This window comes from Blautia sp. AM23-13AC (assembly GCF_003435675.1).
Lineage (GTDB): Bacteria > Bacillota > Clostridia > Lachnospirales > Lachnospiraceae > Fusicatenibacter > Fusicatenibacter saccharivorans.
In genome coordinates this window covers 1-21,591 of record NZ_QTUL01000021.1, presented here as the reverse complement: position 1 = coordinate 21,591, position 21,591 = coordinate 1, and the positions used below count along the sequence as shown (strand labels likewise).

Below are 21,591 nucleotides of genomic sequence, written 5' to 3'. Positions count from 1 at the left end.
CGCAAATGGATTCCAGTGAATTTAAAAAAGATTTTTTGGAAAGCATAAAGACTGCGGCAGCAGTCACTGGAGAAGGATCCTGTGCGGCATTTGTAGACAATATGTCTCAGTATCTCATTGATTCTGAAGTTTTGTATGATTTTACGCCGTCGTTTTATACGGGACGTTCTGGCCGTAGCAAATACCGTGTCGATGGATATGTTTATGATGAGTTTGACAATACAATGAATCTGATCATTGCCAACTTTGACGGCAATGATCTGGAACGGCGTATGACAAACTCTGTAGCTATGCACGATTTTGGCCAGCTAAAAGTATTTCTTGAGGCAGCATTAAAAACAAATTTATATAAAGAAATCGAAATGAGCACGCCCTGTGCTGATCTCGTTGAATTCCTGCAGCAAAATGCAAAGAAAATCCGCAAATACCGATTCTTGATTTTTACAGATGCTGATTTAAGTTCAAATGTCAAAGCAGTTGATATTGAGGATTACGATGATGTTCCTGTAGAAGGACAGATATGGGACGTGGATCGTCTGTTTCGAGTTTGCTGTTCGGAGCAGGGGCGGCAGATTATTGAGATTGATTTCCGACAGTATTGCGGAGAGGGTATACCGTGTTTGGAAGCGAGTTCTGCTGCAACAGATCAATACAGCAGTTATCTGGGGGTTATTCCAGGCTCGGTTCTTGCAGACATATATGATCGGTATGGAAGCAAACTTTTGGAAGGAAATGTCCGCTCTTTCTTATCTACTAAAGTTGCAGTCAATAAAAAGATCAGAGCAACCATCTTGAATACACCGCAGATGTTCTTTGCGTTCAATAATGGTATTTCTGCAACTGCTATGGATGTTGAAATTACCAACACAGATCATGGACATTTCATTACGTTTGCCCGCGATTTTCAGATCATAAACGGCGGCCAAACAACGGCATCAATTTCTAATGCAAGATATAAGGATAAGGCAAATCTGGATGATATTTATGTTCAGATGAAGCTCACTGCAATTGACGAGTCCTCTCCGGAAGAATCCGACGAATTGATTAGGAATATTTCGAGATCATCGAATAGCCAGAACAAAGTCAGTGATGCAGACTTCTTTGCTTCCCATCCATTCCATAGACGCATGGAGCAGATTTCCAGGCTTATGTTTGCTCCTGCTATGGACGGTGCACAGTATGAAACAAAGTGGTTTTATGAACGTGCAAGAGGACAATATCTCCAGGAACAGATGCGTCTTACGCCTGCAAAGAAAAAACAGTTTGAACTACAGAATCCGAAGAATAAGGTCATCAAGAAAACCGATCTTGCCAAGGCACAGAACACTTGGAGAGGTTTTCCACACATCGTCAGCAAGGGTGCACAGACAAACTTTTCGTCTTTTGCGGAATATATTGATGAGCAGTGGACAGCTAATGATGCGCAGTTTAACGAGCGCTACTTCCAGTCAACGGCTGCATTGATTCTGATGTTCCAATACCTTGAAAAACAGATCCCGAAACAGCCATGGTATGAAGGAGGCTATCGTGCAAATATAATTTATTATACGATTGCTCAATTCCGCAGACTGATAAAACAGCAGTTCCCGGGTTCTGATCTGGATTTGATCATTTTGTGGAACAAACAGGGTCTGCCTGAGCAGGTTGAGGAGTCTCTTCTTGCATTGGCCGAGTTAGTATTCTTGAAGATTACTGATCCGCATAGAAAGGTCATTAACGTAACGCAGTGGTGTAAACGCCAGGAATGTTGGGATAGTGTAAAGGGGGTAACCCTTACGCTTCCGGTGAGCCTGGAATCCTGTCTGATCACAACGGATGATGAAAAAGCCGCTCAGCGTTCAGCTAAGAAAGAGCAGAAGGTAGTTAATGATATTAACGCCCAGGTTGAGGTCGTAAAATACTCTGCGGATCAGTGGAAACGGTTGTCTGAGTTTGCAGTAATGAATCACCTGGTTACTCCTACAGATGTTTCTGCTCTTGCTATCGCATGCAAAATACCGGAGAAGCTACCTAATACTTATCAGAGTAAGCGGCTGCTGGCTCTTTTGGCGAAGGCAGTGGAAGAAGGATTCAATATTAACCAGTAAGCGAGGAAATGAAAATTGTATAAAGTGGTTGATTTGTTTGCTGGTGCCGGCGGCTTGAGCCTTGGGTTCTTACAAACAAAAAAATATGAAATAAAAGTAGCCTTTGAAAATAATCCCAATATGCAGGCTACCTATCGGCGCAATCATCCGAATGTTGATGTTCGCGGAGATGTGTGTTCAGCAAATTATAAAGAGATTCAGAAACAATATGGTTCGATCGATGTTGTGATCGGAGGACCTCCATGCCAAGGTTTTTCAAATGCGAATCGTCAGAAAAACCATGCGATCAGTCAGAATAACATGCTCGTAAAACAGTATATACGAGCCATACTTGAATTACAGCCTAAAGCCTTTGTCATGGAAAATGTTAGTATGTTGCGGTCAGATGTCCATCGATTCTATCTTGATGAAAAGGATGCACAGCTGATCGGACAGTATGATATTCCAATGACAGAAACCAAACTGACTCTCCTGGATCAGGAGTTTATGTTTGATGGAGCACTGGAAATTGCAAGTAGCATAGAGCGAATTGCAGAATTTATATGGCCGGAAGAGCATTATGCAGCTTTGAACGTAATATACAAAGCAGCAAAAAATCCGAAGAAGATGATTGCTGCTTTGGAAAAGCATAGAAAAAAACTTTTAAAATATGCAGCCGCCTATGCTTCTTATGAGAATACTGACTACATTTCGGAAAAAGCAAGGGAAGCTTTTCATGCGGTTGCACAGTATTATAGTGGCGTATTTGACATTGCTGACATTCAAGAAGCAATTGAGCCGGCAATTATGATTCAGCGTATGCTCAGCAAAGCGTCGGAGATTTACTCCAATCACCTTGTTGTGGAACGATTTGAGAATGCGTTTGGGCTGGTAGCTATTATCAAGTCATTTGCTGTATTTGATTACTTAAAAGCGATCCTGGGATCCAAACCTAATGATTACGCTATTACTGCAGATGTGCTTTGCGCCGCTAATTACGGTGCTCCACAGAAACGTATGCGTTTTGTTGTGATGGGAATAAAACGCTCTTTATCCGATTCAATAAAACTGCCGCAGGGAAGCTTTACTGAAGAGAACTACCGCACAGTCCGCGATGCAATCGCTGATCTTGAGAACGTAGCGCCTGTCAAAAATATATCTGATGATGTTGGAACACCACTTGGAGAATGCACTGAAATCAGTGAACTCGGCAAAGCATTGAGAGACACAAGCGTGTTAAAGAATCACATCATTACAGATACAAGAGATACAGCCATGGAACGATTTAAGGCACTTAAACAGGGTCAGAATTTCCATGCACTTGATGATTCACTTAAAACGAATACATACACAGATATTTCTCGGACGCAGAACACGATTTATCTGCGCCTGGATTATGATGCTCCAAGTGGAACCGTTGTGAACGTCCGCAAGTCAATGTGGGTTCATCCAACACTGGATCGAGCCGTTAGTGTGCGTGAGGCAGCAAGGCTGCAGACATTCCCAGACAGTTTTGTATTCTGTGGATCAAAGGATAAACAGTACCAGCAGGTTGGAAACGCTGTGCCTCCAATAATGGCAAAAGCCATTGCAAAAAACCTTGCAGCCCAATTAAAGAAGAGCATTCCGAATTCAGATACGTAATATGGCGGATAACCACATTGAGAAAATGTGTGGTAGCGCCATGTTCCACACTCAAAGCAAAACACAAAGCCCGAGGAGAAAGTGAGTAAGTACTTTTTCTCTAAGGGCTTTCGATATAGAAAGAATGTACGCAAATTTCCCGAATGCCCAGATATTGTCTTATCAAAGTATCATAAGGTCATAGTTCAATCTTATCTTTTATGACAGCAGATCCGGAATATACCCTGCTTCAACTGTTAAACAATGATCCTTCTTTTACTCTCTAATGATGCAGACACCAACTATCTAAGCAAACATCCGTCTCCCCGTGAACATGATGTCTCAGGTTATACTCGTTATTGAAATGACAAAGAGATTTATGTAGAACCTTATAAACGAAGCAGTAGAAAGTCGGATGCTTGACAGCACAGCTATTGTTAAAAGATGCCCCCTTTTCTGAAAACGATGGAAGCTATCAGACCACATTGGGGTCTGAACCCTTACGAACTGTTTAGATGGTAACTTTTTTGAAAAGAATATAAAATCACTCTAACTCGCAAAGGATCAGGGATAATTTTATATCTGGCTACATCATTATTTAGCGGTTACTCCAAAAGAACATATGTGATTATAAAAATGTGATATGGTATATCAAAAGAATTTACAGAAACATAAAGAGAATAGAATATTTTAAGATAGAGGGAAATAATATGGAAGGCAGAAATGGAGTTAAATGGAGTCGTGAGGAAACGATATTGGCGTATGAGCTGTATTGCCGAACATCATTTAGTAAAATTAGCCAGACAAATCCAGAAATAAAGAAACTTTCAGAGCTTCTTGGAAGAACGCCTGGTTCGGTTGCATTGAAGATGCATAATTTAGCACATTATGATCCGGAACTGAAAAAAAGAAATGTAACTGCAATGGCACATGGAAGTAAATTAGACGGTGAGATATTTACAGAATTTTGTAATGACTGGGCAGAACTTTCATATCGGGCTCAGGTGATTCAGGCTAAAATGCAAAATATACAAATAAATGAATTAATTGATGTGGGAGACATTGATAATATTCCATCAGGTGAATATAAAGAGAAAGTAATGAGAACTCGCGTTGGACAGTATTTTTTCAGAATGTCAGTTTTAAATTCTTATGGAAATAGATGCTGCATAACAGGAATGAGAAGATCAGAACTTTTAATTGCAAGCCATATTAAGCCATGGAGCGTTTGTGATGAAAAAACAGAGAGAACTAATCCATGCAATGGTTTGTGTTTAAATTCTTTGCATGATAAGGCTTTTGATAAAGGATTAATAACATTAGATAGCGGTTTAAAACTGGTGATTTCAAAAGAAATGAAGAATGTCCAAATGGACGAAATGACACGAGAATGGTTTTATGGATATGAGGGAAAACAAATACATTTGCCAGATAAGTTTCTACCGGGTAAGAATTTTATTGAATATCATAATGACGTGATCTTTTTGAGGTAATAGACATGGATAACTTAACACCAGATCAAAGAAAGAAAAATATGCAGCATATAAGGTCTGATAATACAAAGATAGAAACGATATTAAGAAAAGCTTTGTGGAATAAAGGATACCGGTATAGAAAGAATTATAAAGAACTTCCTGGAAAACCGGATATCGTACTGACAAAATATAAAATTGTTATTTTCTGTGATGGTGAATTTTTCCACGGAAAGGACTGGGAAGTTTTAAAACCCAAACTAGAAAAAGGAAATAATAGTGAATATTGGGTGGCAAAGATTTCTAGAAACAGAGAGCGAGACGATGAAATAAACAAGAAACTCTTATTTATGGGATGGACAGTAATTAGATTTTGGGGAAAAGATATAAAGAAAAATACAGATGAATGCGTAAAAGTTATAGAAGAAGCCATTTTTGATATGCAAATGGAAAATCAGGATAGTGATTCTTTAGAATACGATTAAAATAGAAAGTGCATATAACGAACTTGACAAGTAAGTATCTATAAAATGTCTGAAGAAGTGTTTTCGGTTTGAATAAAGAGAAAACAGTTTTGCACAGCACATACTTTACATTTTCTATCAAGGAGATCATCACAATATGGAAACCAAAACAATCGCTTATTACAACCAAAATGCCTCATCTTTCATACAGGGTACTGTTTCTGTAGATTTCCAGAAGACGCAGGATAAATTTTTAAACGTTCTGCCGGGAAAGAGAGTGCTGGATTTCGGCTGTGGCTCCGGAAGAGACACGAAGTATTTTCTTGGAAACGGTCTTGCTGTTACGGCGATGGACGGTTCAGAAGAACTGTGCAAATACGCCAGTGCCTATACCGGTATTCCGGTAAAAAACATGATATTTCAGGATTTGGATGAGATGAATCAATATGACGGTATCTGGGCGTGTTCATCGATTCTGCATTTACCGAAAAAAGAATTAAAAATGGTATTCCATAAGATGGTAACAGCGTTGGACACTAATGGGATTATTTATACCTCCTTTAAATATGGAACGTTTGAAGGCGAAAGAAACGGCCGTTTTTTTACGGATTTCACACCGGATACTTTTTCTGATTTTATCAAGGATGTGGAGCAGATCCGAATAGAAGAAGAGTGGATTACGGATGATGTAAGACCGGGAAGGGAGAAGGAAAAGTGGCTGAATCTGATATTGAAAAAGACAGGTTTCTAGCAGAACACGCAGATTTTAGATTTCGGGAACAGGTGTGTTATCCAAATGGTGGAATTTCCCGGTTTTATGATAATGGGATAGATATGGTTGTTATTGATGATGGTATCTGCTCTCATGAGCCAAAAGAGCCGGTTTTTCCCTATATGCTGATTACGGAGAAGCAGAATGATTATATGCATCGCTTTCAAAGGGTGTTTCGTTTTCTGGGATATGCGCGGGAAAATCTGGATTCATATCTTGCCAAAGATGGAATTGTCCTGGAAGGCGGTTATATACGAAACACAGGAGATCGGAGCGAGCAGGCCGATGCTTCTCCGCTGGAAATTCATTTCGAAGAGAATTTTTCAAGTGTTTATGGAATGAATGCGCTGAGATATCTGACGCGGGAATATGGAATTTGTGATGAAAATGGAAGGAATTATTTTCTCGATTATTTTGTCAGAACAAAGGATCAGAAATATGCGATCGAAGAAAACGGCCTTGATTACCATCATCCGCAAATTATTGGAGAGGAAAAATATCGCAATCAGCTCAAGAAACAAAATACGTGTGCCCTGTGGGGGATCAAATTATTTCGCTTTTCCAAAGAGGATTGCGAATTTGCCAGTCGGATTGAGGATGATATCAAACAGTATTTTGGAAAAGATTCTTCGAATTTTGTGGATGACGGAATTAAAGTTGAAAGAAAAGTTGAGCTGTATGAACATCAGACTGTCAGCCTGCAGGAAATACAAAAGCGCAGAGAAGCGGGTATCAAAGCATTTTTGATTGTGCTGCCTACAGCAGCGGGAAAATCGAAAATTGTGGAAGAAGATTTACAGACATTCGCAGAAGGAAAACAAAAGTTCCGTGGCCTGATTCTGGTTCCGGGAGTCAATCTTTTGCTGGACTGGGAAGAAAGAATAAAGGCTTCGCTGCCAGAGTTAAAAGATAAGATTGATATTCGAACGTATGCCTTCGCGGCCAGACATTATACGGACACTGCACCGGACTATTACAATTATCTTGTCGTGGATGAAGCACATCATGCGGTTGCGCCAGTGCTGAAAAGAGTCGTGCAATACTATCGGACAGCTTTTACGATAGGCCTGACGGCGACGGATCAGCGGCCGGATAAAAGAAAGCTGGAAACGGTGTTTGGATCGTATACGACTTCGTTATCCTTAAAAGAAGCGATGGAAAAGGGAGTGGTCGCGAAAGCGAATGTTTACCGGATTGAAACGAATCTTGATCTTTCCAGTGTAAGGTTTAATGGGCGGGATTATGTCAATGCGGATCTGGAGAAAAGAATCCGGGTCACTTCAAGAAATGAGCTGATTGTCCACGTACTTTCAGAGTATTTTACGTCTGGCGAAGCGGGCACGAGACAGGGTGTTGTTTTTTGTGTCATGTTGCGCATGCGAACGAAATGGCAAAGCTCCTTAATAAGGCAAATATTTCAGCGGCCAGCTACACAAGGCAGACAAAAAATCAAAGTTCTGTTATGAAAGCGTTCAAAGAAAAGGAAATTCGTTTCCTGTGTGCCTGCAATATGATTTCAGAGGGATGGGATTATCCGGAACTCGGCATTCTGGTGATGGCAAGGCCTACGCTTTCCAAGGTTCTTTATCTGCAGCAGGTCGGAAGGGGACTGCGGAAAACGGACACCAAGAAAAATGTGATTGTGATTGACGTAGTCGATGAGTACGGCGCCATGATCAAGCTCTGCCTGTATTGGAGAAACTGAAAGAACAGAGCAGATAGACAACACCACAGCTTCCTGTTCCAGAGAGAAAACCGATTCCGGGATGTTGTTTTGAAAGGGAAATTGGAGAATGTTAGAAAGAACCAAAGACATTCATATCTGGGCTACACCAGAGGAACTTGAAAAAATAATGAAGCGTGATAGTAATGGATCTGTCGGATCTAAAAGAAATATTAAGGCTGCTACAGATATCAGGAAATAATCTGAATCAGTATGCAAAAAAAGCAAATGAAACAGTTAGCATTTACCATGAGGATATTGAAGAATTGAAAAATAATCAGAAGGAAATCTTACAGGAAATGAGAAAAGTGCTGGACAGATTAACAGCAATTATGTAAGGCAGGTGAGAGAATGGCGGCAACAAAACTGATAGCAATGCATCAGAACAAAGGACGGAGCGTGATGCAGTGTCTGAAAGACAGAACAGATTATGCAATGAACGGGGACAAGACAGAAGATGGAAAATATATCTCATCTTATCAGTGTAATCCGGAGCTGGTTGATCTGGAATTTGCTCAGGCAAAAAAAGAATATCTGCATAAAACATGGCGGCAGCCTAAGGGAGATGTACTTGCATATCAGATCCGCCAGTCTTTCAAGCCGGGAGAAATTACACCGGAGGAAGCAAATGAAGTAGGGTATGAAACCGGTATGAGATTCACTAAAGGGAAGCATGCTTTTATCGTGGCAACGCATGTGGACCGGGCGCATATTCATAATCATATCATTTTCAATTCTACCAATCTGGACTGTGACCGGAAGTTTCGTGACTTCTGGTTTTCGGGAATTGCTTTGCAGAGACTCAGCGACATTATCTGTCTGGAGCATGGACTTTCCATCATTCCGAAAGTAAAACCGAGTGAGAGACAAAGGAGAACAAAGTACCCGGAACGGATCAGTATGAGGGATGTCATCCGGGAAGATATTCTGAGGTGTCTGGAGCAGAAGCCGGAAGATTTTGAAGTGCTTCTGAAATTATTGCAGCAGGAAGGGTATGAGATTAAACGTGGAAAGCATACTGCAATATGTGGAAACGAGCAGAAGCGTTTTATCAGATTCCGTTCTCTGGGAGAAGATTATACAGAAGAAAATCTGAAAAAAATAATTGCCGGAGAGAAAGAATTACCTGAGAAAAAAGAAAAAGCATCTGATCAGAAAGTTGTGAAATCAGAAAAACGGAAGTTTGACCTGGTGGTGGATATTCAAGAAAGAATAAATAGCAAGAAGAATGCTCGGAATAATATACGAGTATTTTTCTGTGAAATGGTGCAAATTCCGGCTCATCGGACCACGCATTCCGCTAAGAACTGATCAGCCTTTCTGGATGTAACTGAACGCATTTCCGCTTCAGCTGATCAATAAGTTTTCAACGTGTTATAGTTCTTTCGTAGTCATCAAATGATTGCGAAAGGAGGCATAACTATGCAAGACTACAACACGATTATCGGCTCCATCCAGATGCGTTTGAATGGATGCCAGACCAGGTCCGTTATGGACCGTTACAAGATTGGCTCAGGTACATTAAATCTGATCATGAGCCGATACCATGCCAACGGAATCCCAATCGAGGAACTCCGAATGATGGCACCTAAGGAAGTTGAGAACCTTTTCTATCCGCAGAAAAATCTACAGAGGAAAGATGTCCCACTTCCAGATTTCCAGTATTACTATGACAGAATCCATGCACCAGGGAGCCGCATGAACATTTCGTTCTGTTGGCTGGATTATAAAGAAAAGAATCCTGATGGTTATGATAAGTCACAGTTTTACGAATACTTCAACCGATTCATAGCAGAAAACTATGGTGGCCAGAAGGTATCCATGGCCGTAAACCGAATCCCGGGTGAAAAGATGTATATCGACTGGGTCGGTGATCAGCCGGAACTGTTAACAGATACCGAAACGGGCGAGATCAAAAAAGTCCATATCTTTGCGACCACTCTTGGAGTCAGCAGTCTGATCTATGCAGAAGCTTTTCCAAATGAGAAGCTCCCATGTTTTATAGAAGGCTGTGCCCATGCTGTTTCATTTTATGGTGCTGTTACGAAATACTTTGTGCCCGATAACCTGCGAACTGCTGTAACCAAGCACACAAAGGATGAACTTATCCTGCAGTCTACATTTGCAGATCTGGAAGATTTCTATGAAACTATAGTTCTTCCACCACCCGCTAGAAAGCCGAAAGGCAAGCCTACAGTTGAAAATCATGTACGTTATCTTGAAATACACCTGGTTGAGAAACTGAAAGAAAAGATATATGTATCATTTGAAGACCTAAATGCTGAAATAAAAAAATAGTAGCAGTCCTCAATAAACGATCTTTTCAAGGCAAGGACTTCTCAAGACAGGATGCTTTCGAAAAGTATGACAAACCATGTATGAAACCACTGCCAGGCGGATGTTACACGGCTTGCGACTATAAAGCGGTCCTAAAAGTTCCCAACAACTACCACATCGAGTATGACGGCCACTACTACTCCGTATTGTACTCTTACTGTGGCAAGCCTGCAATCCTGAAAGCAACCGCATCAGAGATCCGGATCTGTGATCAGTATAATCGGCTGATCTGTACACATAAGCGGTCTTATAGGGAGTTTCCGCTGTATATCACAGTAGATGAACATATGCCGCCAGAACACCTTTATTATAAAGAAGTCAATGCAAAGGATGGTAATTATTACCGCCGCTGGGCTTCTGCCATTGGTCCTGCAATGTCAGAACTGATTGACAGACTCCTTAAATCATCGAAACATGAAGAGCAGTCTTATAATGCCTGTGCAGGTATCCTGCATAAAGTAAAAGTAATCCCGAAAGGTGCTGCTGAAGAAGTTGCCCGTAAATGTATAGAGATCAATTCCTGTAAATATTTTACCTTCAAGCAGATGCTGAAAAAGATGGATGTGAAGGAACTCCCCGAGCATTCACCAGGAACACTGCCTAATCATGAAAATATCAGAGGAAAGGACTACTATAAGTAAGGGTGACGTACTATGGCATACAGATTAAAAGACTATCTTTATAACGATAAACTCACAAAGGAACAGAACATACTCATGGACCGGCTGTATAAACTTCGCATGTCCGGTATGGCTGAAGCATTTGAAAAGCAGCTTCTGGAACCAAACACAGGTCTCGAACCATTTGAAGTCCGCTTTGCTGCTATTGTAAATCAGGAGTGGGATCAGCGTGAGAGTAAAAAGTTTAAACGTCTCATGAAGAAAGCGACCCTGAAATATCCTGCAGCTGATCTTGACAGTTCAATCTATGATCCAGAACGTCAGCTGAATACACACGTCATAGAACTTCTGGCCAAGTGTGATTGGATCGATGAGCCGAATAACCTGCTGATGACCGGAGGGGCCGGTGCTGGGAAAACGCACATCGCCTGCGCCTTATGTATCACAGCAATGCATCAGAACCGTACTGTTAAATACATACGTGCGAACACACTCTTAAAGGAATCAGATCATGCCAGGCAGGAAGGTACTTACTTTGAGTATTCGAATGAAATGGCAGCTTATGATCTCATGGTGATAGATGATTTCGGCTTAATGGATCTGGACATCGAGAAATGCCGCGATTTATTTGAAATCATCGAGTCCAGAGACTGCCGCAAGGCAACTATTATTATCTCACAGATTCCAGTATCCGGATGGTATCAGCTTTTTGGGGATTCCACCTACGCGGATGCCTGCTTAAGCCGAATGACATCCAAAGCATATCGTCTTGAATTTCCTGGCAGGGATCGCAGAGTAAATAATGGTAACTAATAAACGTGCTGAGCTTTGCTCAGTTTAAAGCGGAATGGCGCTCCGTTCCTCTGGAACGGATGCGCAGTTCTTGCGGAATATGCAAATGGGCATATTCTAATATAAAAGGAAAATAAAACTGTAATCAAAATGCAAAAATCGAGTAAAAAATATAAAATATAGATTCTGCTTGACAAATAACTGGAGGCGTGTATAATGTTCTATAGGAGCTACAAATATGTGAGGTGTATTATGAGCGAACATGATTTTATAACAGAAGAACATGGTGATAATTTACCTACTGTTAGAATAAAAAAAGTAATATTGAAAGATTTTAAGAGCGTTGGTTATGGAGAAATCACTTTTAACTGTGGAAGACAGTTTATTCCATACAACACAGAATCTGATATTCTCGGTATATATGGACAAAACGGATCAGGAAAGACTTCTTTTATTGAAGCATTAGCAATTTTGCAGGAATTAATGGCCGGTGCCACAGTTCCGAGTGTATATGCTGATTGCGTTGCCGCTGGCAAAGAGTTTTCAGAGTTGGAGTTTGTTTTTGATTTGCAGTATCCAGATGGGGCTATACGTGAAGCGGCTTATTCATTCCGCATGTCAAGTCAAAAATTAACAGCGGAAGAGATTAGAGAACGCTATAAAGATGCTCCAGAGGAATTTGAAATACCTGAAGAAGAGTGTAAAGTTGTTATTTTTGATGAAAAGTTTTCGTTGTTGTGGGAAGATGCATCGAAAAGACAGGCGATTATCGATACATCATCAGAAGATTCTCCGTTTAAACCAACTACAAAAAGAAAAGAAATTGCTGGTGTTGGGAAGAAAACTTTAGTTTCTCTTGAAGTAAACAAACAGCTTGCGCGTAGCAATTCGAGATCTTTCATTTTTATGACGGATACGCTTAAAATATTTGAGGAAAATGATAACAAGTCATTATTCTTCAGAGTATTAATAGAACTTCGATTATTTGCAAGACATTTCCTGTTTGTTATTGATACAAAATCATCGGGATTTATTCGCTTAAACTTTGCACTTCCTATTTATACAAGATCTAGAAGAATGATGTTTGATGCACGAAGACCTATGGTTATTGATAATGAGGATTTAGAACATCTTTGTGAAGAACTGAGTGATATTAGTTCGGTATTAACCCAGCTAGTTCCGGGATTGTCTATCGGTTTTAAGGAGATTTCTCAAACTTTAGATAAAGATGGGGAAGCTGCAACTGTTACTATGCTGACTGCATATAGAGATGGAAAGGAATTGCCGTTGCGAGATGAATCGGATGGTGTTAGAAAAATCATCTCTGTTCTGAGTTTAATTATAGCGGCGTTTAATGAACAGTCTGTAACTGTGGCAATTGATGAATTTGATGCAGGTATATTTGAGTACTTGCTAGGCGAAATTCTTCAGTCTATGGAAGAGTCTGGAAAAGGACAGTTTATTTTTACATCCCATAACCTTAGACCGTTGGAAGTAATAAATAAAAAGTTCTTGTATTTTACTACGACAAATCCTCAGAACAGATATATTCGTTTGAAAAATATATCTGCAACAAATAATCTTAGAGATACTTATTTTAGAGAAATAATCCTTTGTGAACAGGAAGAAGAAATCTACAATAAGACAAAGAAATTTAAGATTATAGCTGCACTTAAGAAGGCAGGAGGATTGCGTTAATGGGAAAAAGGCCAAAGAGGAAGATTGTGCTATTTCTAGTTGAAGGCAAATCTGACCGAGAGGCTCTGAAGCTTGCTATCCCAGAGTTATATGATCAGATTGATGAGGATATCGAAGTCTATTTTCCGGTGATTCGTCGGGAAGATGAGGAGAAAGGCGGAGATATTACAACAAGCCGTTACACAGATAAGCAGGGGAAAAACTATTGGGTTCATCCCAATAATATAGAGGACGCAATATACACTCTGTTCTTGGATGATTTCTTTGACAGAGAAAAGATTTTGCCAAAGGATATTACAGAAATAATTCAAATCGTTGATACTGATGGTGCATATATTTCTGATGAGTGTATTGTAGAGGATTCTTCTTTGCAAGAGGAAGAATCACCATTCTATAAAGATGATGAGATTGCTTGCTTAGATGTTGAAAAGATAAAACTGAGAAATCAGCAAAAAAGTGAAAACCTTACATATTTAAGTAAGTGTTCAACTATAAAAGTCAAGCAGAAAACAGTGCCATACTCTGTGTATTATTTTTCAAGTAATCTTGATCATTTCTTACACCATTCTGCAAATCTGGATTACAGAATGAAAAGAAACTTGGCTGATACATTTGCAAGAAACTACATTGGTGATGTTGAAGGATTTGTTAAAGAAATAGCAGGTGATCCTGATGCAGTAAAGAATATGAGTTATGAGGAATCTTGGGATTTTATAAAAAAAGGAAATAATTCATTGCATAGACACACCAATTTGAATGTTTTGCTTACTAAGCTATTTGAGGAAGCAGAGAGTTAAAATGCGGATGAGAAAGGGTTCTGTAATTAAGTTGTATTTCCTTGATTGCAGGACTTTTATATGCATTAAAAAAATGATTATTATGTTGGAGGAATAAACCGATGCCTAAAAAGGTGGTTAAGTTCATAGATTTATTTTCAGGAATGGGAGGTATTAGGCTTGGGTTTGAGCAGGCCTTCAAAAAAGCCGGCTATAATACAAAATGTGTTCTAACATTAGAAATAAAAGACTGTTCAACCAAAGGCTCTTTCAAAAGAAAGAGGGCAGTCGGCAAAGCTTGTTTCTTGAGGAAGAAAAACCATTGCTGGCACCATTACCTGCTACCCGTTTTGAACTGATCGACTGGAAGACAGCCACCGTCCAGTTCAATTATCACATATCTGTAGACGGAATGCTATACTCCGTTCCTTATGAATACATCAAAAAGAAAGTTGATGTAAAGGTAACAGATACCACTATTGAAATTTTCTACAACCATAGCCGCATTGCTTCCCACCGTCGTCTGAAAGGACGCCTCGGGCAGTACAGCACGGTCACGGAACATATGCCGGAAGACCATCAGAAATATCTGGAATGGAACGGCGACCGGTTCCGCAAATGGGCTGAGCGGATTGGCATAAATACGTACACTGTGGTCAATGCAATACTGACCTCCAAACGTGTGGAACAACAGACCTACCGAAGTTGTATGGGACTTCTGAAGCTTGCTGAGAAATACTCAGATGCATTGCCTCAAGCAGCCTGTAAAAAGGCGTTATCCTATACATCTTCGCCCAGTTACAAGAGCATAAAGAACATCCTTGTAACCGGTTCTGTGAAACCGGAACCAGAAACTACTGAATCAAAAACCACACATAAAACACACGGCATCACGAGAGGTTCCGATTACTATCGGAGGTAAACACATATGACCAATCAGAGTACAATTGATAAATTAATTGAAATGCTTCTTACCACTATGGCAGATGCATTTCGTAACCAGCTTGATGATCCCAAATTTAAAGAAATACCTTTTGAGGATCGCTTCGGTATGCTGGTGGACATCGAATACAGCAATCGTAAAAACAATCGTCAGAAACGACTAATCCGTAACGCTGGATTCGACCAGCCGGAAGCAAGTATCATGGATATCAACTACACTTCCGGGCGCAAGCTTAACAAGGATCTTATTAACCGGCTTGTAACTTGCGAATATATATCTGAACACCGGAATCTCTTTATCACCGGTGCTACAGGCTGCGGTAAAACTTACATGGCCTGTGCCTTTGGCATGGAGGCTTGTAAGCAGTATTTCAATACCAAGTATGTCCGTCTTCCTGATCTGCTTATTGATCTGGAGATGGCACGGACTGATGGCAACTACAAAAAAGTTATGGCTAAGTATGCCAATCCTGTTGTCCTGATTCTGGATGAATGGCTTCTGTTGAAACCAACGGATTCAGAACAGAGGGATATCTTCGAACTGCTCCACAGGAGACGCAAGAAATCTTCAACGATTTTCTGCTCCCAGTATGAATTCGAGGAATGGTATGATCAGCTTGGTGGTGATGCCAGTCCTCTTGCTGACGCAATCATCGACCGAATAGCTCATGACAGTTATCGCATCAACATCACAAGTATTGATGCTGAGCATGACAGATCCATGAGAGAAGTATACGGTTTGGCTAAAAATCTACGCGAATAATTCATAACCTATGTGGCTCAGTCCGTCTGGATAGGTGGCTCACGCCACACTGGACTGGCGGCTCCGCCGCACAGGAATATTCACAGATGCTTCCGGTTTTAAAAAAGTTTATCTGGCGATGGGATTTACGGATCTCCGGCGTGGGATTAATGGTCTTGCAAACATCGTCCGGTTTCAGTTTCAACTGGATCCTTATGATAAAAATACGCTGTTTCTCTTTTGTGGGCGAAAATGCGATCGGATCAAGGCATTACTTTGGGAAGGAGACGGGTTTCTCCTTATGTACAAAAGACTCGACAATGGTGCATTCCGATGGCCACGCTCTGCGGACGAGGCAATGGCCATCACAGAAGAACAGTACCACATGCTGATGCAGTGTCTGGAGATTGTTGCGCGCCATCCGATTTCTGAATTAAAAGAAACACCCACTATCCTGTAGTTTGTGCAAAATGCTGAAAATAAAAATGCGAAAAAGAGTAAACGATGTAAAGTGGTGGTTAAAAATCTATAAACAAAAAAGCAGCCTATGTGGGCTGCTTTTTTGCTATAAAAGATAAACTGTCCCAATATTGACAAAATTGTCCCAACGTGATATAAAAAGGACAGCGAATAAAAATGGGGTGCATAGTATGAAGAAGAAAAGTGTTATAAGTTTAATTAAGTATTATACCGAAAAAAATGATGTTGGTTTTCGCAGTGAAGCTTATGAAATAGCAAAGGATTTTGATGCATCCGGCGATTATCAACTGGCTGAGTATATTATGTCATTATTATCAAATGCTAATACGTTTGTGCCGCAGGTATCAGAGAATGTTTCTCCTTTTTTTGAAAAAATAGAAGCGAATACGGATATGTTATTACTTCCGGATGAAATTACAGGTGATTTAATAGGGATAGTTAATGCAATTGAGCATCACATTGGAATTAATAAGTTCCTTTTTCAGGGAGCGCCTGGAACAGGAAAAACGGAAGCAGTAAAACAATTGGCAAGAATCTTAAACAGAGAGATTTTTATGGTGGATTTTTCTTCTGTTATAGATAGTAAGCTTGGTCAGACACAGAAGAATCTGTCTATGTTATTTAAAGAAATCAACCAATTTGCTCAACCGGATAAGGTGATTGTTCTATTTGATGAAATCGATGCATTGGCATTGGATCGCACGAACCAAAACGATTTAAGAGAAATGGGGCGGGCTACATCAACAATGTTAAAAGAGTTTGACCGAATGAATGAAGATGTTGTTTTGATTGCAACAACAAATCTTTACCAGTATTTTGACAGGGCATTGATAAGAAGGTTTGATTCTGTGATTGATTTTAACCGTTATTCGCAGGAAGATCTTCTTTCTATTGCTGAGCAGATGCTGGATCGTTATCTGGATAAGCTGAAACTTGCAAATAGAGATATTCGCCTGTTTCGGAAAATTATGAAATTGATGTCCAAATTACCATATCCAGGCGAACTGAAAAATTTGATCAGGACGTCGGTTGCCTTTAGTAATCCGAAAGACGGCATGGATTATTTTAGACGGTTATACTATGCAGTATGTAATGAAAAACCAGACGATCTGAAAAAACTGCAGAGTCAGAAATTCACAGTGAGAGAAATGGAAATATTGGTTGGACGTTCCAAAAGCAGCGTGGCTCGTGATTTAAAAGAAGGTGTAAGGGATGAATAGTATTTTACAGTTAAAAGGAAGATTCGAACAAAGATCAAATCGTTCCAGACCGGGATCACCTAAGCTTCCAAAAGGGAAAAGTGTTTCTGCATCACATTTACGTGAGTTGGAAAAGCAGCTGGAAAGAATACTTGTATATTGGACGGAAAACAAGGATATTCGTGGTGCCCTGGTAAGTGTACATTATAAGCATATTGTTGCCAAAAGCAACCGGTTGAAAATTCTACTGTCAGAAAATGGAAAATCACCGACAGAATCAATTCGAGGGGCCAAATTTGTCTGGGAGCCAGATCAAAAAGGAAATGAAGTGCAAAAACATGTTTTTACGCATTTTGTTTCCTTGCAGGCAATTGAAAAATCTATCGATGTTTTAAAAAAGACAGCGTCTATCATAGAACAGTATTATAAAGGTTCTGTTCCTAGTGAAGTAATAGAAGAATTAGGCGAAAAATATCATTTTAATGAAGTACCCAAAACCAGTTTTCTGAAAACCATGGTTGACGGCTTTTATGTGGAACGATTTGATATCGACAGAGCAACGGAGGAAATAACAGAAGAAGCAATCATTACCATCTATCAGACAGGGGTGGATACAAAAAGACTTCTTTCAAAATTCGGAATTGATATTGTAGATGATCGCATCATAGACGGAACTACTTTAAGACTGAATCCAGACGAAGTTAAATTGCTATATAACAATGCGTCGTATCTGATCGCTATGGGAGTTACAGACTTCTCTGAGATTTCAAGAGACGATGTGTTAGATGCGTATGAGGATATGGAAGAGGATGCCGGATTATTAATCCCACATCCACAGAACGAACCGGTCATAGGTGTGATAGATACACAGTTCAATGAAAAAGTGTATTTTCACGAGTGGGTTGAATATAAAAATCTTTTGGATCCTAATATTCCTCTGTCCAGGAAAGATTATGAACACGGAACAGCTGTCAGCTATATTATCGTAGATGGTCCACAGGGAAACCCGGAGCTTGCGGATGGCTGCGGCAGATTTCGCGTAAGACATTTTGGAGTGGCAACAAATAACGGATTTAGTTCTTTTACTGTTCTGAAAATGATCCGAAATATTGTTGCGTCCAATCGAGATATTAAAGTCTGGAATTTATCGCTGGGATCAAAACTTGAAATCAAACCAAATTTTATTTCGCCGGAGGCTGCAGAGCTGGATCGTATTCAGAGTGAATATGATGTTATTTTTGTGGTAGCAGGTACAAATATTCCGGCAGGAGTTACCAAAAAGAATATGAGAATTGGATCTCCGGCAGATTCCCTGAATTCTATGGTGGTTAATGCTGTGGATTTTGCAGGAAACTCTGCTTCTTATACCAGGATTGGACCTGTTCTGTCGTTTTTTCATAAACCGGATGTCAGTTATTATGGTGGTGATGGAACGGTCTATACAGATAAAATGGTGGTATGCAAAGACGATATGGGAGCAGCATACGTAGCGGGAACTTCATTTGCAGCGCCATGGATTTCACGTAAACTGGCATATTTGATTCATATTATGGGATTAAGCCGGGAAGTGGCGAAAGCATTGCTGATTGATGCAGCTGCCGGATGGAATCGAAGAGATGATATTTCACATAGAATCGGATATGGTGTTGTGCCAAAGCATATTAATGAGGTTTTAAAAACACCGGATGATGAAATACGTTTCATTATGACAGGGGCATCGGAGGAATATGAAACTTATACTTATAATCTGCCAGTGCCTGTTGTAGATCATGCGCACCCGTTTTATGCAAGAGCCACCCTGGCATATTTTCCACAGTGCGATCGCAAACAGGGTGTTGACTATACGAGTACAGAAATGGATATTCAGTTTGGCAGAGTTGTTGCCAAAAGAGGGTCAACCATGATTAAAGCAATTGATGACAATCGACAGTCTGAAGAGAAACAGATTACTTTGTACGAAGAAGATGCAAGAAAAATGTATCGCAAATGGGATAATGTGAAACATATCAGTGAAAAAATAAAAGAAAAAAGGGTTCCCCGAAAGGCTTATGATTCTGGGTTATGGGGACTTAAGATTAATACGAAAGAATGCTTGCAGAAAAGAAAAGATTCTCTTCCGTTTGGTGTGGTTGTAACGTTAAAAGAGATGAATGGAGTAAATCGTATAGACGATTTTGTGAAGATGTGTCTTGCAAGAGGTTGGCTGGTTCAGAGACTTGATATTGAAAATCAGCTGGATTTGTATGCTAAGGCGGAGGAAGAGATTGAATTTGAATGAGGCGCAAGCGAAAGGATTTAACTTATGAAAATCACATCAGGCCTCGGCTCCATTGATGACTATCCCCGTTACGTCCGCGCCGGAGCAGACGAGCTGTTCTGCGGTTACGTTCCGTTTTCCTGGTCAGAAAAATACGGAACGGTTCTGCCGCTGAATCGGAGAGAGGTTTTAAACTATAACGTACAAATTGGATCGTTCAGTGAACTGGAAATTCTGGCCAATATGGTGCAGAAATACCAGAAGCCAGTGCATCTGGCGTTCAATTCGCTGTATTACCGGCAGGAACAGTATGAAGAAATTACGCAGATCATCCAACAGTGCCGCAGCATAGGGTTTGACAGTTATATTCTTGCGGATCCCGCGCTGCTTGTGTACCTGCGAAAAGAAAAGATCGACTGTGAGGTGCATCTGAGCGGGGATTTGGGAACGGTGAATTCTGCGATGACAGAGGTTTTTGCGAAAGAATACCCGAAGAGGATCATTTTCCAGCGCAAAAATACGATCTCGGAAATGCGTGCAGTGATTCGGCATATAACTGCGCAGAAAGAAGCCGCTCGAAAAGAATGGACTTATCCAACGGAGTTCGAGGCATTTGCTTTGAATGAACTGTGCCAGTTCAGTGGTGCTTTCTGCAATTCCCTGCACTGCGATGAAATGGGATATCTTTGCCGGGTTCCTTACTGGAAGAAACCGATGTCGTTTTCAGAATCTAAATTAGAAAAACAAGAAAAAAATCGTCCGGGAGAAAATATTTCTATATCCGAATGGGATTCTGCATCAGAACTGATGAATCCTGTATCGGAAGATGGTTACCTCTGCGGCGCAACCGGCTGCGGCCTGTGTACATTAAAACAGCTTTCCGATGCTGGAATCACTCATCTGAAGCTGGTAGGCCGGGGAAATTATACCGATTTTATGGAGCGTGATATCCGAAATCTGCGCCGCACGCTGGAGATTCTGGAGGATTCTTCTACGGAAGAAGAATATATCCGAGCGATGAAAGCAGAGCTTTTTCCAAATGGATGCAGTCACATGTGCTATGTCAGATAAAATATGTCAACTCTTTCTGAAGTAATGCATTTGGGATTGACATATTTTTGTATCAAGGGTTAGTCCTCGAAAGAAAATGTAAGAAAGGCTCTGCGTATGCAGGGTCTTTCTTAATCTAAAGAAATAGTGGAGAACGTAATGAGAAATGTTTTCCCAGCACGCTTTAATAATTAACATAATGATGAATCGTCTTCTGCGCCAGATGATACTGCTCCAGTGTCATGGCGATTTTTCCTTTTTTCAGGGAAATTAGCTTTGCAGCATTTCTGATTTCAGGCATTCTGGGATCGGTAAATTATTATAAGAGCGGGAACCTTGACCTGAAAACGGCAGGTGTGCTTTCGGCCGGAAGTTTTGTCGGCGCGCTTGCCGGTGCTCCTGGTCGCACATGGCATCGGTGTCTTTACCGGAAGCAAAAATGCAACGAAAATCAACCAGACGCTGCTGAAACGGATCGTGGCTGTGGCTTCGATTGCGATCGCGTGCATCAAACTCTTTCTCTGATTGAAAACGGCGCGTCGCATTCTCGTTACTTTAGCCTGCAAATAAAAAGTCAA

The 21,591-nt window shown here is 40.5% G+C and carries 21 protein-coding genes and 3 pseudogenes; all 24 read left to right on the top strand.

Features of this window, described 5'->3' with window-relative positions:
• The first annotated feature begins 5 nt into the window (after positions 1-5).
• Positions 6-2,087 (top strand): AIPR family protein, encoded by a 2,082-nt coding sequence (locus tag DW642_RS15315; RefSeq protein ID WP_117510931.1) that lies wholly within the window; start codon positions 6-8, stop codon positions 2,085-2,087.
• Between the two features lie 24 nt (positions 2,088-2,111).
• Positions 2,112-3,710, top strand: coding sequence for a DNA cytosine methyltransferase (locus DW642_RS15310; protein ID WP_242991213.1), 1,599 nt, complete (start codon positions 2,112-2,114; stop codon positions 3,708-3,710).
• A gap of 81 nt (positions 3,711-3,791) precedes the next feature.
• Positions 3,792-3,914 carry a hypothetical protein gene (locus DW642_RS16705; RefSeq protein ID WP_199596446.1) on the top strand — a complete coding sequence of 41 codons (123 nt, stop codon included), beginning with the start codon at positions 3,792-3,794 and terminating at the stop codon, positions 3,912-3,914.
• Positions 3,915-4,399: 485 nt separating this feature from the next.
• Positions 4,400-5,182, top strand: a complete 783-nt coding sequence (locus DW642_RS15300; RefSeq protein ID WP_117510927.1) for an HNH endonuclease — start codon at positions 4,400-4,402, stop codon at positions 5,180-5,182.
• A 5-nt stretch (positions 5,183-5,187) separates the two neighbouring features.
• The gene (locus DW642_RS15295; RefSeq protein ID WP_117510925.1) at positions 5,188-5,646 is read left to right on the top strand and encodes a very short patch repair endonuclease; all 459 of its coding nucleotides are present in this window, start codon (positions 5,188-5,190) and stop codon (positions 5,644-5,646) included.
• Positions 5,647-5,782: 136 nt separating this feature from the next.
• A complete protein-coding gene (locus DW642_RS15290; protein WP_117510923.1) occupies positions 5,783-6,376 on the top strand; it encodes a class I SAM-dependent methyltransferase in 594 nt (197 codons plus the stop codon).
• Complete coding sequence (locus tag DW642_RS15285) at positions 6,340-7,863, top strand: DEAD/DEAH box helicase (RefSeq protein ID WP_117510921.1); 1,524 nt, start codon at positions 6,340-6,342, stop codon at positions 7,861-7,863. Before DW642_RS15290 ends, DW642_RS15285 begins: the two co-directional genes overlap by 37 nt.
• Positions 7,785-8,102, top strand: coding sequence for a DEAD/DEAH box helicase (locus DW642_RS15280; protein ID WP_117510919.1), 318 nt, complete (start codon positions 7,785-7,787; stop codon positions 8,100-8,102). Before DW642_RS15285 ends, DW642_RS15280 begins: the two co-directional genes overlap by 79 nt.
• Positions 8,103-8,190: 88 nt before the next feature.
• Complete coding sequence (locus DW642_RS16430; protein WP_256359700.1) at positions 8,191-8,322, top strand: hypothetical protein; 132 nt, start codon at positions 8,191-8,193, stop codon at positions 8,320-8,322.
• Positions 8,267-8,458, top strand: coding sequence for a plasmid mobilization relaxosome protein MobC (mobC, locus tag DW642_RS15275; protein ID WP_242991212.1), 192 nt, complete (start codon positions 8,267-8,269; stop codon positions 8,456-8,458). Before DW642_RS16430 ends, mobC begins: the two co-directional genes overlap by 56 nt.
• Positions 8,459-8,471: 13 nt before the next feature.
• Entirely contained in the window at positions 8,472-9,431 is a 960-nt protein-coding gene (locus tag DW642_RS15270) for a relaxase/mobilization nuclease domain-containing protein (RefSeq protein WP_330410168.1), read from the top strand.
• Between the two features lie 111 nt (positions 9,432-9,542).
• Positions 9,543-10,418 (top strand): transposase, encoded by an 876-nt coding sequence (locus DW642_RS16370; protein ID WP_242991211.1) that lies wholly within the window; start codon positions 9,543-9,545, stop codon positions 10,416-10,418.
• 80 nt (positions 10,419-10,498) lie between these two features.
• A complete protein-coding gene (locus DW642_RS16365; protein ID WP_242991210.1) occupies positions 10,499-11,098 on the top strand; it encodes a Mu transposase domain-containing protein in 600 nt (199 codons plus the stop codon).
• Between the two features lie 12 nt (positions 11,099-11,110).
• Positions 11,111-11,890 (top strand): ATP-binding protein, encoded by a 780-nt coding sequence (locus DW642_RS15260; protein WP_117510917.1) that lies wholly within the window; start codon positions 11,111-11,113, stop codon positions 11,888-11,890.
• A gap of 231 nt (positions 11,891-12,121) precedes the next feature.
• Positions 12,122-13,567: an AAA family ATPase gene (locus tag DW642_RS15255; RefSeq protein WP_117510947.1), complete on the top strand. Its 1,446-nt coding sequence runs from the start codon at positions 12,122-12,124 to the stop codon at positions 13,565-13,567.
• Positions 13,567-14,364: a hypothetical protein gene (locus DW642_RS15250; RefSeq protein ID WP_117510915.1), complete on the top strand. Its 798-nt coding sequence runs from the start codon at positions 13,567-13,569 to the stop codon at positions 14,362-14,364. The genes DW642_RS15255 and DW642_RS15250 overlap by 1 nt, the downstream gene beginning before the upstream one ends.
• Before the next feature lie 101 nt (positions 14,365-14,465).
• A pseudogene (locus DW642_RS16700) lies at positions 14,466-14,552 on the top strand (DNA cytosine methyltransferase); the annotation flags it as partial.
• Between the two features lie 26 nt (positions 14,553-14,578).
• A pseudogene (locus tag DW642_RS15240) lies at positions 14,579-15,265 on the top strand (Mu transposase domain-containing protein); the annotation flags it as partial.
• Between the two features lie 6 nt (positions 15,266-15,271).
• Positions 15,272-16,048 (top strand): IS21-like element helper ATPase IstB, encoded by a 777-nt coding sequence (gene istB / locus DW642_RS15235; protein ID WP_117510913.1) that lies wholly within the window; start codon positions 15,272-15,274, stop codon positions 16,046-16,048.
• A gap of 34 nt (positions 16,049-16,082) precedes the next feature.
• Positions 16,083-16,487 carry an IS66 family insertion sequence element accessory protein TnpB gene (gene tnpB, locus DW642_RS15230; RefSeq protein WP_256359699.1) on the top strand — a complete coding sequence of 135 codons (405 nt, stop codon included), beginning with the start codon at positions 16,083-16,085 and terminating at the stop codon, positions 16,485-16,487.
• 190 nt (positions 16,488-16,677) lie between these two features.
• On the top strand, positions 16,678-17,727 hold the full coding sequence (locus DW642_RS15225; protein WP_117510909.1) for an ATP-binding protein: 1,050 nt from the start codon (positions 16,678-16,680) through the stop codon (positions 17,725-17,727).
• Positions 17,720-19,984, top strand: a complete 2,265-nt coding sequence (locus tag DW642_RS15220; protein ID WP_117510907.1) for a S8 family peptidase — start codon at positions 17,720-17,722, stop codon at positions 19,982-19,984. Before DW642_RS15225 ends, DW642_RS15220 begins: the two co-directional genes overlap by 8 nt.
• Before the next feature lie 24 nt (positions 19,985-20,008).
• Positions 20,009-21,034 (top strand): U32 family peptidase, encoded by a 1,026-nt coding sequence (locus DW642_RS15215; RefSeq protein WP_117510905.1) that lies wholly within the window; start codon positions 20,009-20,011, stop codon positions 21,032-21,034.
• A gap of 221 nt (positions 21,035-21,255) precedes the next feature.
• Positions 21,256-21,591 (top strand): annotated as a pseudogene (locus DW642_RS16075) (sulfite exporter TauE/SafE family protein); the annotation flags it as partial.

Bases quoted from the DNA above. Each gene is read 5' to 3' on its own strand.
- DW642_RS15315 (WP_117510931.1), top strand. From the start codon at position 6: ATGGATTCCAGTGAATTTAAAAAAGATTTTTTGGAAAGCATAAAGACT.
- DW642_RS15300 (WP_117510927.1), top strand. From the start codon at position 4,400: ATGGAAGGCAGAAATGGAGTTAAATGGAGTCGTGAGGAAACGATATTG.
- DW642_RS15295 (WP_117510925.1), top strand. From the start codon at position 5,188: ATGGATAACTTAACACCAGATCAAAGAAAGAAAAATATGCAGCATATA.
- DW642_RS15290 (WP_117510923.1), top strand. From the start codon at position 5,783: ATGGAAACCAAAACAATCGCTTATTACAACCAAAATGCCTCATCTTTC.
- DW642_RS15280 (WP_117510919.1), top strand. From the start codon at position 7,785: ATGGCAAAGCTCCTTAATAAGGCAAATATTTCAGCGGCCAGCTACACA.
- DW642_RS16430 (WP_256359700.1), top strand. From the start codon at position 8,191: ATGTTAGAAAGAACCAAAGACATTCATATCTGGGCTACACCAGAGGAA.
- mobC (WP_242991212.1), top strand. From the start codon at position 8,267: ATGGATCTGTCGGATCTAAAAGAAATATTAAGGCTGCTACAGATATCA.
- DW642_RS15270 (WP_330410168.1), top strand. From the start codon at position 8,472: ATGGCGGCAACAAAACTGATAGCAATGCATCAGAACAAAGGACGGAGC.
- DW642_RS16370 (WP_242991211.1), top strand. From the start codon at position 9,543: ATGCAAGACTACAACACGATTATCGGCTCCATCCAGATGCGTTTGAAT.
- DW642_RS16365 (WP_242991210.1), top strand. From the start codon at position 10,499: ATGAAACCACTGCCAGGCGGATGTTACACGGCTTGCGACTATAAAGCG.
- DW642_RS15260 (WP_117510917.1), top strand. From the start codon at position 11,111: ATGGCATACAGATTAAAAGACTATCTTTATAACGATAAACTCACAAAG.
- DW642_RS15255 (WP_117510947.1), top strand. From the start codon at position 12,122: ATGAGCGAACATGATTTTATAACAGAAGAACATGGTGATAATTTACCT.
- DW642_RS15250 (WP_117510915.1), top strand. From the start codon at position 13,567: ATGGGAAAAAGGCCAAAGAGGAAGATTGTGCTATTTCTAGTTGAAGGC.
- istB (WP_117510913.1), top strand. From the start codon at position 15,272: ATGACCAATCAGAGTACAATTGATAAATTAATTGAAATGCTTCTTACC.
- DW642_RS15225 (WP_117510909.1), top strand. From the start codon at position 16,678: ATGAAGAAGAAAAGTGTTATAAGTTTAATTAAGTATTATACCGAAAAA.
- DW642_RS15220 (WP_117510907.1), top strand. From the start codon at position 17,720: ATGAATAGTATTTTACAGTTAAAAGGAAGATTCGAACAAAGATCAAAT.
- DW642_RS15215 (WP_117510905.1), top strand. From the start codon at position 20,009: ATGAAAATCACATCAGGCCTCGGCTCCATTGATGACTATCCCCGTTAC.